This window comes from Flavobacterium alkalisoli (assembly GCF_008000935.1).
GTDB classification, from domain to species: domain Bacteria; phylum Bacteroidota; class Bacteroidia; order Flavobacteriales; family Flavobacteriaceae; genus Flavobacterium; species Flavobacterium alkalisoli.
The window spans coordinates 3,350,972-3,368,611 of the sequence record NZ_CP042831.1 but is presented as its reverse complement, the minus strand read 5'-3'; the positions used below and the strand labels follow the sequence as shown (position 1 = coordinate 3,368,611).

Annotated in this window: 13 protein-coding genes; 5 read left to right on the top strand and 8 right to left on the bottom strand. The window is 39.5% G+C overall.

The genetic code is table 11. The features are described 5' to 3' along the window. Positions 1-8: 8 nt before the first annotated feature. From FUA48_RS15145 to xylE, 7 genes are all read right to left on the bottom strand, one after another. On the bottom strand, positions 9-2,441 hold the full coding sequence (locus FUA48_RS15145; RefSeq protein WP_240732488.1) for a glycoside hydrolase family 2 TIM barrel-domain containing protein: 2,433 nt from the start codon (positions 2,439-2,441) through the stop codon (positions 9-11). Positions 2,442-2,550: 109 nt separating this feature from the next. After that, a complete protein-coding gene (locus FUA48_RS15140) occupies positions 2,551-3,408 on the bottom strand; it encodes a hypothetical protein (protein WP_147584308.1) in 858 nt (285 codons plus the stop codon). Positions 3,409-3,433: 25 nt separating this feature from the next. Continuing rightward, positions 3,434-5,023, bottom strand: coding sequence for a RagB/SusD family nutrient uptake outer membrane protein (locus tag FUA48_RS15135; protein ID WP_147584307.1), 1,590 nt, complete (start codon positions 5,021-5,023; stop codon positions 3,434-3,436). Positions 5,024-5,036: 13 nt separating this feature from the next. Further along, positions 5,037-8,147 (bottom strand): SusC/RagA family TonB-linked outer membrane protein, encoded by a 3,111-nt coding sequence (locus FUA48_RS15130; RefSeq protein ID WP_147584306.1) that lies wholly within the window; start codon positions 8,145-8,147, stop codon positions 5,037-5,039. Positions 8,148-8,188: 41 nt separating this feature from the next. Then, positions 8,189-9,511 carry a xylose isomerase gene (gene xylA / locus FUA48_RS15125; RefSeq protein ID WP_147584305.1) on the bottom strand — a complete coding sequence of 441 codons (1,323 nt, stop codon included), beginning with the start codon at positions 9,509-9,511 and terminating at the stop codon, positions 8,189-8,191. 1 nt (position 9,512) lies between these two features. After that, on the bottom strand, positions 9,513-11,006 hold the full coding sequence (locus FUA48_RS15120; protein ID WP_147584304.1) for a xylulokinase: 1,494 nt from the start codon (positions 11,004-11,006) through the stop codon (positions 9,513-9,515). A 23-nt stretch (positions 11,007-11,029) separates the two neighbouring features. After that, a complete protein-coding gene (gene xylE, locus FUA48_RS15115) occupies positions 11,030-12,643 on the bottom strand; it encodes a D-xylose transporter XylE (protein ID WP_147584303.1) in 1,614 nt (537 codons plus the stop codon). Positions 12,644-12,894: 251 nt separating this feature from the next. Between xylE and FUA48_RS15110 the strand changes: the two genes are divergently transcribed. The 5 genes from FUA48_RS15110 (at position 12,895) to trxA (ending at position 16,283) form a co-directional block, all read left to right on the top strand. Continuing rightward, positions 12,895-13,560, top strand: a complete 666-nt coding sequence (locus FUA48_RS15110) for an NUDIX hydrolase (protein WP_147585015.1) — start codon at positions 12,895-12,897, stop codon at positions 13,558-13,560. Between the two features lie 48 nt (positions 13,561-13,608). Then, on the top strand, positions 13,609-14,652 hold the full coding sequence (locus FUA48_RS15105) for an aldose epimerase family protein (RefSeq protein WP_147584302.1): 1,044 nt from the start codon (positions 13,609-13,611) through the stop codon (positions 14,650-14,652). Positions 14,653-14,771: 119 nt separating this feature from the next. Then, on the top strand, positions 14,772-15,671 hold the full coding sequence (locus FUA48_RS15100; protein WP_147584301.1) for a DnaJ C-terminal domain-containing protein: 900 nt from the start codon (positions 14,772-14,774) through the stop codon (positions 15,669-15,671). A 3-nt stretch (positions 15,672-15,674) separates the two neighbouring features. Continuing rightward, positions 15,675-15,968, top strand: a complete 294-nt coding sequence (locus tag FUA48_RS15095; RefSeq protein ID WP_147584300.1) for a chaperone modulator CbpM — start codon at positions 15,675-15,677, stop codon at positions 15,966-15,968. 9 nt (positions 15,969-15,977) lie between these two features. Then, the gene (gene trxA / locus FUA48_RS15090) at positions 15,978-16,283 is read left to right on the top strand and encodes a thioredoxin (protein ID WP_129751190.1); all 306 of its coding nucleotides are present in this window, start codon (positions 15,978-15,980) and stop codon (positions 16,281-16,283) included. Position 16,284: 1 nt separating this feature from the next. On the opposite strand, the gene FUA48_RS15085 is transcribed toward trxA, so the two are convergent. Beyond that, entirely contained in the window at positions 16,285-17,640 is a 1,356-nt protein-coding gene (locus FUA48_RS15085) for an MBL fold metallo-hydrolase (protein WP_147584299.1), read from the bottom strand.

The following is a 17,640-nucleotide window of genomic DNA, read 5'->3' as shown; positions in this document are numbered from 1 at the left end:
AGTTATAATTATTCTTTTTCACTCGATGTTTTAATCTCAATGATTGCTTTTTGCAGTCCGTCTGCCGAGGCGGTAAGCTTTATGGTTCCGGCTTGTTTTCCTGCCTGAACAATAACCAGGCATTTTCCGTTTAGGGCGGTATGACTGCTGCCTTTGTATGACTCATGGCTTACAGGATCTCCGCTGCAAACGCCAACAATCTTTCCGTTACCTTCTATGCTAAAATGAATTTCATTGTTGGCAGTGGCGGCAAATGTGCCTTTGTTATCAGTAATATCAACAGTAATAAACGAAAGGTCATTACCATCGGCCTTAATGTCTTTCCTGTCAGCAGTAAGCTGTAGGGCAGCAGGCTTATCTGCTGTTTTTACTTCTTTTTCCAATACTGTTTTACCGTCTTTTCGGGACACGGCCTTTATAGTACCTGCCTGAAATGGAACACGCCACATTACATGCAGGTCATCATTTTGTTTGCTGCGTTTCCCTAACGATTTCCCGTTTAGGTAAAGTTCCACTTCATCGGCGTTGTTATAGTAAGCCCAAACATCTATCGTTTGTCCCTCTTTCCAGTTCCAGTGTGGTAGTATGTGCAGTACCGTTTTATCGGTCCATTCACTTTGGTACATGTAGTAAACGTCTTTAGGAAAGCCTGCAAGATCTACTATACCAAAGTAAGAGCTGATAGATGGCCACTGGTAAGGGGTAGGTTCGCCTATATAGTCAAAGCCTGTCCAGATGTACATACCCGACAGGTAATCGTGTTTTTTGATTATTTTCCAGGTAGCCTCGTGGGTTGAGCCCCAAGGTGCCTGAACCTGATCGTAAGCAGATACCGTATTTCCCGGATTGCCCTCATAGAAAGGAATGTCCCAACGCTTAGGCCACATTTTAACGGTGTCTGACTTGGTATCATAATAACCTCTTGTTGCCAGTGCCGAAGTAGTCTCGGTAGCTATAAAAGGAACTTTAGGGAAGTTTACAGGATGCTTCTCGTAGGTTTGATGTGCATAATTATAACCTATGATATCCAGAGCTCCCGATGCTGCCAAAGCATTTGGCGTATCGGCAGTATTTTGAAACTGTATGCTTACCTCGTTACTGTTTACAATTATTGGCGGATTCATAGCAGCCGTAACCGGACGTGTAGCATCCATTCTTTTTACAATTGCAGACAGTTCTCGGGCTATTTCAGCACCTTTCTCATTCCATTGTTCCGGTATTTCGTTACCTATGCTCCACATAAACACACTTGGGTGATTGCGGTCCCTCAGTATCTGGTCTTCTAAATCTTTTACGTGCCACTTGTCCCAGTAATTACTGTAATCGTACGGAGTTTTAGATTGCGCCCACATATCATAAGCCTCATCCATTACTATAAAGCCCATTTTGTCACAAAGGTCTAACAGTTCAGGAGCAGGAGGGTTGTGTGAAGTACGTATGCCGTTTACACCCATTTCTTTCATTATTTCTAACTGACGCTCTATAGCTCTTGTGTTGATTGCCGAACCTAGCGGACCCAAATCGTGGTGCAGGCATACACCTTTAATTTTTACCTGCTTGCCGTTAAGCAGAAATCCTTTTTCTAAATCAAAAGCAAATGTCCTTATACCAAAAGGTGTTTTGTATTCGTCTACTATAGTATTGTTTAAAGAAACTTGTGTTACAGCCGTATACATTTCCGGTTTTTTAATTGACCATAAAACAGGGGAGGTTATATAAGCCTCACCTATGATGGTTTCTTTTCCCTTTGCGGCTATATTAATTTTTTTAGAGATAGATGCGATTCTGTTGTTCTCTTTAAAAATGGTAGTTATTACAGTAAACTCTTTGGCTTCAGGATATTCGTTTTTTATAGTGGTTTCTATATTTATTATCGCTTCATTGTCTGATACGGTAGGGGTAGTAATGTAGGTTCCCCATTGGGTAACGCTTGCCTTATCAGTAGTTTTTAGCCATACATTCCTGTATATACCCGATCCGGAATACCAGCGGGAGTTAGGCTGTTTTGCATTGTTTACCTTTACCAGAATCTCGTTTTCCTTTTCACCATAGTTAAGGTAGGGGGTAAGGTTATATTCAAATCCTATATATCCGTTAGGGTGGTTGCCTAAATGATGTCCGTTTACCCAAACATCACTGTTCATATAAACTCCGTCAAAAACAATAGAGATAACTTTTGTACTGTCTTTTTCAGCTGTTTTAAATATTTTTTTGTACCATCCCAAACCACCGTTCAGTGCACCTCCGCCTATACCGGCAGGACTGTTCTCGTCAAAAGGAAGTTCTATACTCCAGTCATGAGGTACATTAATGTTTTTCCATTGTGTGTTGGCCGCAATGGTGTCGTTACCGTCATTGCTAAGGTAAAACTGCCAGTTTTCGTTAAAGCTTATTTCACGATTACTGAAATCAGTCTTTTTATCTCCGCATGAAGCAAGCATAAGTAAGCTTGTTACGGCAAATAATTGTATTGATTTTAAATATTTGGATATCATTTTCTTTTATAAAAATATCGGTAAACAGCCGGGCTGCTTACCGATATTTATTAAATTATTCTTTAGGCTTGTAATGGAATACAATTAGACACACACCTTCACCGGTACGGCTTTGGTCACGAATAACTGCAAGTCTTAAAGAGTTTTCGCTAAGCTCTACAACTTTTACACTTGTCCAGTTGCTAACATCCGGATGGTAATCTCCACCGTAAAGCAGTTCAACTCCGCCTGTAAAAGAAAGGCTGTGATTTTCTATATCAAAAGTAAATCCGCCATCTTTAGTTGTTTGAGCACTTGAATTTAAAGCAGTTTGTGTTACACTGGAGATGTAACCACCATCAAGGCTAAAATACATTTCTCCCCAGTCTTTTTCCTCCATTGTCCAGCTGTTTCCTGCATAATCAGGGAACCAGTTCCAATAGTCGCTTCCGCTTGGGTTATAAGGGAAGTCAAGACCAGCCCACCCGATAGGGTCATAAAAATCAAGTTCCCATGTTTTACCGTCTAAACCATTTGTAAGCATTCCCCATTCGGGATCACTAAAGTATTCTTCGTTATTAGAATCTATAGTTATCACAACCGGTTCTGCAGCAATAGCACCTCCTTTTGAGTAGGCAGTAAAATAAACTGTATATGTACCTGCAAACGGAAACATTACACTTGTTTCATGTTTGTTAGAGTGCCCTAAGTCATTACCCTGGGCATCAACATAATTCCAGTAAGGAATAATACCCTCTGTATTATTTGTCATTATAACGCGGTTTGAATTTTCAGGATCCTGAGTAACAGAAAAATTTAAATCTGAAGGAGCCAGTGTTAATGCCGGCATGCTGTCGCGGTCTTCCTGAGGCTCGCAGGAAAACATCATTCCTATAGCCGCAAATACCGTGATTATTTTTGCTAGATTTTTCATAATCGTTAGTTTTTAATTTTAATAATTAATTCCAACCGGGATTTTGTTGCATTGCACCATTTGAAAGTAATATCTGAGACTGTGGAATAGGGAACCAACCCTGAGTTTCAGTCCTGAAGTTTACATCAAACTCACCACCCATACCAGAAGCATCAATAGCAGTTTTAGCAGTGCTCATCCCTTTTCTTATCAAATCGAAATAACGCTGTCCTTCAAGAGCAAGTTCTAAGCGTCTTTCGGTCATAATGTTCTCCATTGAAGCAGTAACATTGTGGGTATCATCTCCAAATGCACGTTCTCTAACTCTGTCAAGGCATGTTTGAGCAAAACCGGCATTAGAATCAAGGTTAAGTTCGGCAGCCATTAGAAGTACATCAGAAAAACGGATTACAGGGTAATCTTCGTAGTTGTCTATCTGGAAATCTCCGCCGTTTGCAGAAACTAATCCTTCACCAGCCTCGTTAGTAATAGGGCAGAATTTTTTCCATGCATAACCTGTAAATTGCCTTTGTCCTCTGGTTTCAGCATCAAAATCAAGGCCTTCACCTGCAAAGTCAATAATTGTAGCATCTCTTCTTGTATCACCAGCCTGGTATGCATTAAATAATGCAGGTGTTACAGTAGCACCACCCCATCCCTGAGCATAAGGGCCTAAATTACCACCTCTTACAGCGATATTAACCTGGAAACGGTTACCTTCATGAAGGTTCCAGTCTCCGTTACCTGTGCTGTTGTATCTTATAGCAAATACCATTTCAGTATTTCCTTCTCCTGCATACGGAACCTCAAGTGATGAAGCTGAAGCAACCCATAGGCTTGCAAAGTCACCAATAAGATCGTGCCCGCTGTTGTTTACAACATCGTTAATGTAAGTTACAGCTTCCGATTTACTCACTACACCGGCAAGATCTGTAGCATTGTAGTAATTAGTATAGAAAAGGAAAGCTTTAGCAAGGTAAGCCTCAGCAGCCCATTTTGTAATGCGTCCGTAATTAGCATTTGAAGGCTGAGAGTAGTTTTCAGAACCTAAATTATCGGCAGCAAACTTAAAGTCTTCTGCTATAAGTGCATAAGTTACTTCTGCTGGAGATCTTGGAGATTCAAATTCGTCTGCAGTAAGAGTATGGTCTAATGCTACGATATCACCAAATACCCTTGCAAGTTCAAAGTGAAAATGAGCTCTTAGGAAACGGGCTTCGGCCTCATATCTTACTTTTAGGTCTTCATCACTTCCCCAGTCCACATTGCCAATGTTTTCAAGCAGGATGTTAGCCCTGTAAATACCCATATAGCAGGTTTCCCAAACCGGTTTGTTCATTTCCTTATCAGAAGAGAACTGGAAACGGTCCCATTCTAAAGACACGTTATTATCGGCAGTACCAAAACCTCCATAGCAATCGTCTGATGCTATCTCGGTTGTAAGTAACCAACCTCCGTAACCTTCTCTCTGTAAAACGTCATACACGGCAACAAGACCTTCAAAAGCATCCTCAGGCGTTTTGTAAAAGTTATCTTCAACTTTATCTGTATAAGGTTCATTGTTGATAAAATCATCTGAACAGGAACCCAATACAAATAATGATGTAAGTGCGAATATTTTGATATAATTTTTCATTTCTCAGCTATTTTTAAAAGTTAGCACTAAGTCCTATCATAAAAGTTCTTGGTTGTGGGTAGTACCCTACATCCACACCTTTAGCCCACGATTGGTTTACGTTACCAAATCCAACCTCAGGGTCAAGACCTTTGTAATTTGTAAATGTAAACAGGTTGTTTACAGAAGCATAAACTCTAAACTGAGTAGAGAAACTTAAAGCATCAGTAAGTTTAGCAAGGTCACATCCAAGAGTAACAGTTTTTATTCTGAAGAATCCTGCATCCTGTATATAAAGATCGGAAAATTTAGTATAGTTTCCGTTTTGTGTGGTACCGTAAGTAACTCTTGGAGTGCTGTTTGAAGTACCTTCTCCAGTCCATCTGTCAAAAATGTCTGTTGTATAGTTATAGAAAGGTCTTGAGTAGTCTCTCACACCATATGCATTTTGGAAACCTCCTGCACCATAAGTGTATAAAGAGAAATCGAAAGCCTTATAGTTTAACTGTACATTAAGTCCATAATAGTAATCAGGGTTAGGGTCACCAATGTTCGTTTTATCATCAGCATTAATAACACCATCTCCGTTACGGTCTACAAACTTAACGTCACCAGGCTGTGCGTTTGGCTGAATAGGGTTGCCGTTAGCAGCGTAAGCATCAATTTCAGCCTGATTCTGGAAAATGCCGTCTGTTTGTAATCCGTAGAAGTAACCTATAGGCTGTCCTTCTTCAACTCTGTTTATCTCGTCAATACCCTGGAATAAAAGGTTTGATTCACCCATTATTATTCCGTTTTCTGTAGCTACACGTGTAACCTCATTTTTGTTGTGAGAGAAGTTAGCGTTAACTGTAAGTCTCCAGTCGCTTCCAAAATTTGCAGTATATCCTGCGGCAATTTCAAAACCTTTATTGTTAATGTCACCACCATTTACATATGGAGCAGCAGCACCGGCAATAAGAGGTGTTGGCTTTTGTACAAGCCAGTCTTTAGTAGTTTTGTCGTAATAGTCAAAAGTTAATGTAAAGTTACGGAATAAGGTTGCATCTATACCAAGGTCAAGCTGCTCTGAAGTTTCCCATTTAAGGTTAGGGTTACTTAAATTATCAGGGCTTGAACCTACAGGTAGCGGAACTTCGTTGTCTCCTGTACCAAAGTGGTAGTTTTTATCATAAGAGCTGATGGTAGACATATAAGCAAACGCCTGATTGAACTGGTCGTTACCGTTTTGACCCCAGCTACCACGAACTTTTAAAGCAGAAACAAAAGCATCCTCAGGGAAGAAATCCTCATTGTCTATGTTCCAACCGGCAGAGAATGAAGGGAAAACTGCAAACCTGTTGTTAGGACCAAATTCTGAAGAACCGTCACGTCTTATTGTTGCGGTAAACAGGTATTTGTTATCGTAGTCGTATAATAATCTTCCAAAGTAAGAAAGGATGTTATAATCCCTGCGGCTACCAGCAACAGTATTTTGCTGAGGGCTTGTAGCATTGCTTAGGTAAGCATGGTCAAAATCATTAAAAGTAAGATTTTTACCTGTAGCATTCTGGTATTCGTTAATTCTCTCTCTTGCTGATATACCTGCTAAAACATCAATATTATGCTTATCAGCTATTGTAGTTTTATAGTTTAAGGTATTTTCCCAAATCCAGGAAAAATCCTGATTGTTGTTTTGAGAAACAGAAGAGATAGTATTATAAGAAACAGAAGAAAGTTCGTAAACCGGTAAAAACGAACGGTAGTTAGAGTTGTTTATATCTAGACCAAAACTTGTTCTGTACGTAAAACCTTTTAGACTTGCCTCAGCAAACAGGTTACCTACAAAGCGGTTTGCTTTAGTTTCATTAAAGTTGTCGTAATATAATAAACCTGTTGGGTTAGTTATATCTGCACTAATGTCTGATGAAGCATAGTCACCATTCTCATCAAAAGTAGGGTAGTTAGGCGGAGTATTTAAAAATCCTCTTATAGAGTTACCATAAATACCATCATCTTTCACACCACTGCTTTTTGTTCTTGCAAAAGAGAAGTTTTCACCTACTTTAAGATGATCTTTTACAAGGTCGTAAGTTGTGTTAAGTGTAAAAGTAACACGGTCATAGTGAGACTGATTGCTTTGGCTTCCTATAAGACCATCCTGACCATAATAAGAAAGACCCATTGCATAAGTAGCTTTTGTATCGCCACCGTTAATAAACAAGGAGTGGTTTTGTTTAACGGCATTATCTGCAAATAAATCATCCTGCCAGTCATGGTTTTCCATGTTATCTATCTGACTTTGTGTGTAAAGGGGGGCGAACCCTGAGTTTACACGTGCTTCGTTCATGATAGTAGCATATTCCCTTGCATTAAGCAGGTCCAGCTTTTTATAAGCATTTTGAAAACCTGTATAGCTGTTAAAAGAAATATTAATTTTACCCTGAGCACCTTTTTTAGTAGTAACTAAAACTACACCGTTTGCAGCCCTGGCGCCGTATATTGAGGCAGCAGAAGCATCTTTAAGTACGTCTATCCTTTCTATAGCAGAAGGATCAAGGTAACCGATACCGTTGTCTACAACAACACCGTCTACCACATAAAGAGGTGTACTGTTACCCGCCGTACCGGTACCACGGATGTTTACAACCATACCTGCGCCCGGCTGACCTGAAGTGGCCGTAATAGACACACCGCTGCTTTGACCCTGTAAGGCACTCACAGCATCTATACTGTTTGTTTGTTGCAGGTCTTTACCGCTAACAACTGTAGTAGCTGCAGAGGCAACTTTCCTTTTTTGAGTACCGTAACCCACTACAACTACCTCGTCCAGTTCTGAAGCGGCACTTTCAAGAGTAATGTTAATAGTAGTTTGCCCATTAACCGAAACTTCCTGATTGGCAAAGCCTACATAGCTGAAAACAAGTACAGCATCAGGACTTACGCTAATCTGATAGTTTCCGTCAATGTCGGCACTTATTGCATTAGTGGTTCCTTTCTCCACAACGTTTACCCCGGGAAGCCCCAGGCCATCATCAGAAGAAATAACCTGCCCCTTTACCGTTACAGCCTGCTGTGCAAAAGCGACAGGGGCCATAAAGACTGTAAACAGTAATGACAAGCAAAATGTGCGCATTTTAAAGGAAATACAATTTTTACTTTCCATAATAGTTAAATGTTTAGTTAGTGTTCGTTGTTTTTGCTCTCCTAGTAAGCGTTGGCAATTATCTGTTCAAATAATTCCTGCCTTCCGCTCATAGGTTTTGGTTCTCCGTTTTTGCGGGCAATTTCATTAAGGTTTTCTAAAGTGAGCTCTCCTTTTTCAAACCTTGCTCCATTGCCTGAATCGAAAGATTCATAACGTTCTTTGCGTAATTGTAAGTAATTAGTGTTTTTAAGTACATGATCAGCACAAATAAGGCCGCGGGCAAAAGTGTCCATACCAGATATATGTGCTATAAATTTATCTTCAAGATCGATTGAATTACGGCGTACTTTGGCGTCAAAGTTTATACCTCCGTTATTAAGACCCCCGCTTTGAAGGAATATCATCATTGCCTGAGTAGTTTCATAAACATCGATAGGGAACTGGTCTGTATCCCAACCGTTTTGATAATCCCCTCGGTTAGCGTCGATACTGCCTAAAAGACCTGCATTGGCAGCTACCTGAAGTTCGTGTTCAAAAGTGTGGCCTGCAAGTGTAGCGTGGTTAACTTCAAGATTTAGTTTAAAGTCATCCTGTAAACCATATTTATTGATGAATCCTACACATGTGGCAGCATCATAATCATACTGGTGTTTTGTAGGTTCCATTGGTTTAGGCTCGATAAGGAAAGTACCGTTAAATCCTTGTTTTCTTGCATAATCCCTGCAAGTGCCTAAGAACATGGCAAGGTGATCCTGCTCTCTCTTCATATCGGTATTTAAAAGGCTCATATAACCTTCACGACCACCCCAAAATACATAGTTAGAACCTCCTAATGCTATAGTCGCATCTATGGCAATTTTAGCCTGCGCACCTGCATGGGCAACCACATCAAAATTAGGGTTTGTAGATGCCCCGTTCATGTAACGCGGATTTGTAAACAGGTTAGAAGTACCCCATAATAGTTTTATACCTGTTTCCTCCTGTTTTTGTTTAGCATATTCCACCATTATCTGGATTCGCTCTTCAAACTCAGCAAGGGTAGGGGCTTCATCTACCATATCAACATCGTGAAAACAGTAGAACGGAATAGAAAGTTTTGACATGAATTCAAAACCGGCATCCATTTTATCTTTTGCTCTTGCAATTGCATTCTCGCTTTTGTTCCATGCATGGCTTTCTGTTGAAGCACCAAACGGATCGTCTCCCGTATTACATAGCGTATGCCAGTAAGCCATGGCAAAACGTAAGTGTTCTTTTAGTGTTTTTCCTGCCACTACGCGATTTTCATCATACCATTTAAAAGCAAGCGGATTGTTGCTTTCTCTGCCTTCAAATTTGATTTTATCTATATTCTTAAAAAAAGTTTGAGTGCTTGTCTCCATTTTATTCTTGTATATTAATATTGATTTTCCATTCATTATATATCTCTGCATACTGTGCTGTTAGGCCGCTGTTTGGTTCTATACGCTCTAAGCATTCCAGTTTTTCAAAAGCCTGATCCAGCGAAGCATAATACCCGTAACCGTAGGCAGCACCTCGTGCCGCACCTTCAGCGCCCGACGTATTGTACAGCTCAACCGTAGTTTGTGTAGTATTGGCAAAAATTTCCCTAAACACGGGGCTTAGGAATAAGTTAGCTTTTCCGGCACGTACTATATCGCCACCGGCACCTATCGATTTCATTACGTCAAAACCATAGTTCATGGCAAACACAATTCCTTCGCAGGCTGCGCGTACCAGTTGTGGTGAACTGTGTATATTGAAATTCAGATTTTGTATGCCCGATGTTGCTTCCTTATTATTGAAGATTCTTTCCACACCATTACCAAAAGGGTAGAAGCGAAGCCCTTTGCTGCCCGGTTGTGCTTTTGCAGCTTCGGCATTAAGGGTTTCATAGGAAATAAGTTCGGGTCTGTCGGCCGACATTATTTTTCTTAACCACTGATATAAAATACCCGATCCGTTAATGCAAAGCATAACCCCGTTGTGCTTGTCGTCAGGAGCATTATTTACGTGTAGGAAAGTGTTGATGCGATTATTTGCATCATAAATATCACTTTGGGAAACAGCATATACCACTGCCGATGTACCTGCTGTAGTTGCAATTTCCCCGGGTTTTAATACGTTTAGCGATAACGCATTGTTTGGCTGATCGCCTGCACGATACGTTATTTTTACATTAGGGTTAAGCCCTAATTCTGTAGCTACCTCAGGATTAATTTGTGCCTGATTACCAAAGTTTGGCACTATTTCAGGAATAATATCTTTAGATATTCCCATAGCATCCAGTATTTCGGTAGCTAACCTGCCTTCCGGGAAGTTCCATAAAGCAGCTTCTGATAAACCAGACGTACTTGTTTGTGCAACTCCGGTTAGTTTGGCAGCAATATAATCGCCCGGAAGCATCATATATTTTGCTTTTTCAAACAGTTCCGGCTGATTATCTTTTACCCACTTAAGTTTTGAAGCGGTAAAGTTACCGGGACTGCCTAATATCTGTTCCTGGCATTTTAATGCACCAATGCTGTTGTATATGCTATTACCAATTTGTGCAGCACGGCTGTCACACCAAATAATAGATGGTCTTATAACATTCAGATTCTCATCTGTAAGTACAAGACCATGCATTTGATAAGCAATGCCTATTCCGGCTATTTTACTTATATCAGTATTACGTTTTGTTTTAAGTAATCCAATTCCGTTTTTTATATATTGCCACCAGCTTTCAGGATCCTGTTCAGCCCATCCATGTTGGGGAGCGACAATTTCCATTTCAAAATCAGGTACGCTTACAGATGATATAGTAGTCCCGCTTTCGGCATCCAGTACCGAAAGTTTAATTGAAGAACTTCCTAAATCTATACCTAGAAAATACATTGTTTATTAATAGATTATAATTATTATTCTGTTTTGTTTTTTTGCCATAAATGCTCCATTTCCTCAAGGGTTTTCCCTTTGGTTTCAGGAACGAATTTCCAAATGAACAGTGCCGACAATACTGCCATAACACCATATATCCAGTAGGAGAAGCCGTGATTGAACATTTGTGTAAGCGATTCGTTATTGTTCATCATAGGGAAGGTCCACGACACAACAAGGTTGGCAAGCCATTGTGCGGCCACGGCCACGGCCATAACACCTTTTATCTTGTTAGGGAATATTTCTGATAGTAATACCCACGTAATAGGACCCCAGGACATGGCAAATGCAGCAATATAAAGTAGCATTAGTAATAGGGACATTGTTGCGCTACCCTGTGAATACAGTACAGTACCCAAGCCTAACATACTTATAGCCATTACAACACTTCCTATAAGCATAAGCTTTTTACGCCCGTAGTTATCAACCGTAAAGATTGCAAGTATGGTAAACAGCATGTTTATGGCACCTACAATTATTGTTTGAATCATAGAAGCATCGGTACCTAAGCCCATTCCTTTAAAAATTTCGGGAGCATAGTAAAGCACTACGTTAATACCTACAAACTGTTGGAAAACAGAAAGTAATATTCCTATTACTACTATAGTCCAGCCATAGGTTAACCAATGTGCTTTTTTTACATTAAATGAGCCTTTAATTTCCTGTAGTATGCTTTGTGCCTTTTCAGGTCCGTTAAGTTTGGCAAGTATGTTCGAAGCTTCTGTCTCTTTACCTTTCATTACCTGGAAACGAGGTGTTTTAGGAACAAAAAGAAGGAAAAGGAAGAATAATGTTGCCGGAATGTTTTCTGAAAGGAACATAAAACGCCATCCGTCTGTATTAATCCATTCGGTTGATTGGCCTTTTACTATAAAGTAGTTTACAAAGTAAACGATAAGCATACCGCTTACAATAGCAAACTGGTTACATGATACCAGTTTACCACGAATGTTAGCCGGAGCCATTTCGGCAATATAAAGAGGGGCAAGCATACTGGCAAGCCCAACACCTATACCACCTATTATCCTGTAAATGATAAATGAAGTAAGGCTACTGCCAAAGAAAATGTTTATAACCTCAGGATAAGCAGATCCTGTCGCCGATATAATAAAAAGAGCCGCCGATAACAGCAGCCCGTTCCTTCTACCTATAGAGTTTGCAATCCTGTCGCCTGCAGCAGCACCAATAATACAGCCTACAAGTGCACTGCTTACCATAAATCCTAAAATAGAGTTCTTTAAATTTTCGGTAAGCACGGGAGGAAGAGTTAAAAACTGGTAGTAATAAAAAGCCCCTCCAAGTACTACCAATGCTGTAATTATTGCATAGGCAGTACTGCGTTTGTAAAATCTTAAAATAAAAGAGGCAGTTAAACCAATAACTGCCAGAGTACACAACGTGATAATAATTTTAAACTCAGTAATTGCTGATGATGCAGCAACTACATCGTTTGATAAGTCACTTATAAAAAAATCATTAAGAGCGCCAACAGCACCCGAGATTACTGCAGTATCATAACCAAACAGTAAACCACCTAAACTGGCTACTGCTGTTATGAGATAAATACTGTTCTTATTTATTTTAGTTGAATTCATAAACTACTATATCGTTTTTACTTATGGTTTATTTGACCACAAGTATAAAACATATTTTTATTATTAACAAAATATTACCCAAAAAAATTTGCATTTAATAAATATTAGGACTAATAGCGGTAGAATCGAAAAAAATTAACGGATATTAGCATTTTGAAAAAAATGCCTATATTCGTTGGCGTTTTTAAAACAAATGAGGGGTGAAAAAAATTATCGATAAAGAATCAGGAAGAATTGTTGAACGGTCAGTAATGAATTCAATCACTATTGACTGTGTTATATTCGGGTTCGATAAAGGAATGCTGGAAGTGTTATTAGTACAGCACGGAGAAGGTATACGAAAAGGTGAATGGGGTCTTCCCGGAGGATGGATACGCGAGGAAGAAAGTATTGATAATGCAGCACACAGGCTACTTGGTGACTTAACAGGACTTGATGATATTTACCTGGAGCAGCTTAAAGCATTTGGTGAACCCGACCGTTTCCCTTTAGGACGTGTAATTACCATTGGTTATTTTGCCCTTATAAAACGTGAAGATTATAATGTTAGGGCCGGTTTTACGGCATCGGATGCCAAATGGTATAAAATAAGTGAAATACCAAAACTTATTTACGATCACAATAAGATTTTAGACTATAGCCTTGAGCACCTTCGCAACCGTGTAAGACAGGCTCCTGTAGGGTTTAATCTACTGCCTGAAAAATTCACTCTTTTTGAACTGATGAAACTTTATGAGGAGATTTTAGGGATAGAGATGGATAAGTCTAATTTCAGACGTAAAATACTTAAAATGAAATTGTTGGTTCAGCTTGATGAGAAGCAGAAAGACGTATCGCATCGCGCTGCTAAGCTTTATGAGTTTGACCAGAAAATATATGAAAAGCTTACTAAAAAAGGCTTTAATTTTGAATTTTAACCAATAGGCTTTACAGCCTGTTTTTTTATTTATAACCGCATCAGTTTAATGGATAATAACAGTACCGCTTTCAACAATGTTGCAAAGCCTTTCGGCGTATTGCCAAACGGTAAGCAGGTTAACAGCTATACCATAGCAAATACCCACGGAATAAGCCTTACGGTAATTAATTACGGAGCTACCATAACCTCACTAAATGTACCCAACTCAAAAGGAGAAGTTTATGATATTGTATTAGGGTTTGACACCCTTGAAGGGTATATTGATTCTTACAGTCTTCCTTCATCTCCTTATTTTGGAGCAATTATGGGAAGGTATGCCGGACGTATCAAGAACGGAAAATTCAGCTTAAACGGAACAGAGTATACCCTTAATACCAATTTAGGGGAGCACCATCTTCATGGCGGAAATTTAGGGTTTGGCCGTGCGTTTTGGGAGGTAAGGGCAATTGAAACCGGAGAGAATCCGTACATCAAACTAAAGTATGTAAGTCCTGACGGTGAAGAAAACTTTCCCGGAGCACTTACTATTGAGGTTAAATATACCTTAACTGAGGGTAATGAAATAGTTGTGGAGTATGAGGCGACTACTGATAAGGATACTATAATCAATCTTACACAGCACAGTTACTTTAATCTGGAAGGGCATAAAAGCAATGTTGCAGATCAGGATTTACAGCTTTTTACAGATTCTATTGTTGAGACCGACCAATTAAATATACCAACAGGGAATTTTATAGAGGCAACACTAAAAGGCTTTGATTTTAAGGAATCTGCACCTTGTCCTGGGGTTATAGATACTTCTTTTGTACTTAATGATACTGATAAACCCGCAGCAGTTTTAAGCAGCAAAAAATCGGGGCTTAAAATGACGGTACATACTAACCAGCCTTCGGTACATATTTACGTGGGAGGAAACTGTTTTGGTAAACTTAAAGGTAAAGAAGGAGCCGATTATAATACCCTTAGCGGTATTTGTTTTGAAACCCAAAACTTTCCGGATGCACCAAACAGGAGTAATTTCCCTTCAGCAACCCTAAGGAAAGGGGAGAAGTACAATCAAAAATCTATATTTAAGCTGGAAAATTTATAATCATATTCCATAAGAAAAAGACCGGTTTGCAGTATAAGGTTAAAAAATGCTAAATCTTATTTTTCCTACTTGATAAAGTAAGATATAAGCTGTAAATTTATACTGCAAACCAATGTTTTATGGAGTTTATAGATTATTATAAAGTATTGGGAGTTGATAAAACGGCAACTACCGATGATATAAAAAAGGCCTACAGAAAACTGGCCCGAAAACTACACCCCGATTTAAATCCGGATGACAAAGAGGCTCACAAAAAATTTCAGCAGCTTAACGAGGCCAATGAAGTGCTTAGTGATCCTGAGAAAAGGAAAAAATATGACAAGTACGGTAAGGACTGGGAGCATGGTGAGGAGTATGAAAAATACAGGCAGTCTCATCAGCGTCAATCCACTTCTCAGGGTTTTACAGGTCATGAATTTGAAGGAGGGGATTTCTCCGATTTTTTTGAATCCATGTTTGGCGGCGGCGGATTTAACCGCAGTAGCCGTGGCAGGCAGGCCCGCTTTAAAGGGCAGGACTACAATGCCGAACTTACCTTAGCCCTTGATCAGGCTTATACAACGCACAAACAAACTTTTACGGTTAACGGTAAGAGCCTGAGAATAACTGTGCCCGCAGGTGTTGCTGACGGTCAGGTTATAAAACTTTCAGGACAGGGAGGCCAGGGTGCAAACGGCGGACCTAATGGCGATTTATATATTACTTTTTCTGTAGTGAACTCTGATAAGTTTAAAAGACTGGGAGATGATTTATATGCCGAAAAGGAAATAGATCTTTATATGGCAGTTCTTGGTGGCGAATTTATGTTTGACACTATGGACGGAAAAATTAAACTTAAGGTAGCACCCGGAACTCAAAACGGTACAAAGGTAAGGGTAAAAGGAAAAGGCTTTCCTATATATAAGAAGGAGGGTAACTTTGGCGATTTATATATAACCTATACGGTTAAGATACCTACCGACCTTACAGAGAAGCAAAAAGAATTATTTACAGAATTGTCTAACCTTTCTAAACAATAAGATATGGATAGCAGGGAATATATACCGGTAAAGATATTTTGTGAGTATCATCACATAGAGGTTTCTTTTATCAGCTCATTGCGGGAGTATAATCTAATAGAAATTATTAGTGTTGAGAAAGAAGACTTTTTGCCTGTTAGCCAGGTAAGTGAAGCTGAAAGAATTATAAGGCTGCATAATGAACTTAATATTAATACCGAAGGACTGGATGCCGTTTTGCATCTGCTTCAAAAAATGAGAGATATGCAGGGCGAAATAGCTCAGCTAAGGAACAGATTACGCTTTTATGAACCCTAATGAAAACCAATGGATAAATTTAATCAACTTATAAACGGAGATAAACCTGTACTGGTAGATTTTTTTGCTACATGGTGCGGGCCATGCCAAATGCTGGCACCTATACTTAAAGAGGTAAAAGAGGATATGGGAGACGATATCACTATCATCAAAATTGATGTCGACAAGAACAGGCAACTGATGATGAACCCTCAATTTCAGGTTAAGGGAGTACCAACAATCATGCTTTTCCAAAACGGTAAAATGTTATGGAGGCAATCAGGAGTGCTGCCTAAGGATGAAATAGTAAGGAGCATCAGGCAGCATATAAACTGATTTAGATCTCTATTTCAGTTCCCATTAACGGAACACAGCAATCAAAACCGTAGTGTTCGGTAATTTTAATACGCATTTCATCGGCAGGTTCATTTTCACCATGAACCAAAAATACCTTTTGCGGTTTGTTTTGCAGATCTGAAAGCCAGTTTAAAAGATCTTGTTGGTCACCATGTGCCGAAAGTCCCTGTATTTCAAGTATGTTGGCTTTTACAGAATAATATCGTCCGTAAATCTTAATTTCTTTATCGCCTTCTAAAAGCTTTCTGCCTCTGGTGCCTTCTGCCTGATATCCTGTAAAAATAACCGTGGTTTCGGGCTTGCCAATGCAGTGCTCAAAATAAGTAAGAAGCCTTCCTCCGGTAGCCATACCACTTGCTGCAATCACTACTTTAGGCTTAGGATTTTCTATAACCGCTAGGGTATCTTCAAATCGTGATACTATAGAGAACATTCGTATCATTTCATTACATTCATAAGTGGTAAGTTTGTGCCATTCGGTATTTTCTGTAAAAATGTTAAGTACATTGGCACCCATGGGTGTATCCAGAATATAAGGCACATCAGGAATTCTTCCTTCTTTTTTAAGCTGCCATAGTATAAACATTATAGATTGTGCCCTTTCTACAGCAAACCCAGGTATTAATACTGTTCCGCCTTTAGCTATGGCATTGTTTATAAAAACTTCGAGTTCCAGTTTTACATCTGTATCAGCGTGTAGCCTTTTACCGTAAGTACTCTCAAGAAAGATATAATCTGCTTTTTTTGGTTTTACAGGCGGATACATAAGCACATCGTCATCACGGCCTATATCGCCCGAGAAAACAAGGGTTTTACCTTCTGCTTCAAGGGCAATGCTACAGGCTCCTATAATATGTCCTGCATTTGTAAATACTGCAGAGATTTCTGCATCCAGGCTTACATCTTCGTTGGGTTTTATAACCCTGAACAAAGGGAATACTTTTTCAGCCTGTGTAACGGTGTAAAGTGGCTGTGCCTCTTTATGTTTTGAGTAATGTTCCCTGTTTGCTTTTGCAGCTTCTTCTTCCTGAATTTTTGCACTATCCAGTAATATGAGCTTTGCTATTTCCTTTGTTGGTCTTGTACAGAATATCTTTCCTTTAAATCCCTGTTCTACAAGTCTTGGTAACCAACCGCAATGATCAAGATGACCGTGTGTAAGCAAAACATAATCTATAGTGGAAGGCAAAACAGGCAAAGGTTGCCAGTTAAGCTCCCGTAGTGCTTTCAGTCCCTGAAACAGTCCGCAATCTATAAGTATTCTTATTCCGTTAGTTTCTACAAGGGTTTTAGATCCGGTAACGGTGCCTGCACCGCCTATAAATTTTATTTTCAT

Excerpts from the sequence above, each read along its gene's own strand:
- FUA48_RS15095 (WP_147584300.1), top strand. The coding sequence starts at position 15,675 with ATGGATAGCAGGGAATATATACCGGTAAAGATATTTTGTGAGTATCAT.
- FUA48_RS15145 (WP_240732488.1), bottom strand. The coding sequence starts at position 2,441 with ATGCTTGCTTCATGCGGAGATAAAAAGACTGATTTCAGTAATCGTGAA.
- FUA48_RS15105 (WP_147584302.1), top strand. The coding sequence starts at position 13,609 with ATGGATAATAACAGTACCGCTTTCAACAATGTTGCAAAGCCTTTCGGC.
- FUA48_RS15085 (WP_147584299.1), bottom strand. The coding sequence starts at position 17,640 with ATGAAAATAAAATTTATAGGCGGTGCAGGCACCGTTACCGGATCTAAA.
- FUA48_RS15140 (WP_147584308.1), bottom strand. The coding sequence starts at position 3,408 with ATGAAAAATCTAGCAAAAATAATCACGGTATTTGCGGCTATAGGAATG.
- xylA (WP_147584305.1), bottom strand. The coding sequence starts at position 9,511 with ATGGAGACAAGCACTCAAACTTTTTTTAAGAATATAGATAAAATCAAA.
- FUA48_RS15100 (WP_147584301.1), top strand. The coding sequence starts at position 14,772 with ATGGAGTTTATAGATTATTATAAAGTATTGGGAGTTGATAAAACGGCA.
- trxA (WP_129751190.1), top strand. The coding sequence starts at position 15,978 with ATGGATAAATTTAATCAACTTATAAACGGAGATAAACCTGTACTGGTA.
- FUA48_RS15120 (WP_147584304.1), bottom strand. The coding sequence starts at position 11,006 with ATGTATTTTCTAGGTATAGATTTAGGAAGTTCTTCAATTAAACTTTCG.
- FUA48_RS15135 (WP_147584307.1), bottom strand. The coding sequence starts at position 5,023 with ATGAAAAATTATATCAAAATATTCGCACTTACATCATTATTTGTATTG.
- FUA48_RS15130 (WP_147584306.1), bottom strand. The coding sequence starts at position 8,147 with ATGGAAAGTAAAAATTGTATTTCCTTTAAAATGCGCACATTTTGCTTG.
- FUA48_RS15110 (WP_147585015.1), top strand. The coding sequence starts at position 12,895 with ATGAATTCAATCACTATTGACTGTGTTATATTCGGGTTCGATAAAGGA.
- xylE (WP_147584303.1), bottom strand. The coding sequence starts at position 12,643 with ATGAATTCAACTAAAATAAATAAGAACAGTATTTATCTCATAACAGCA.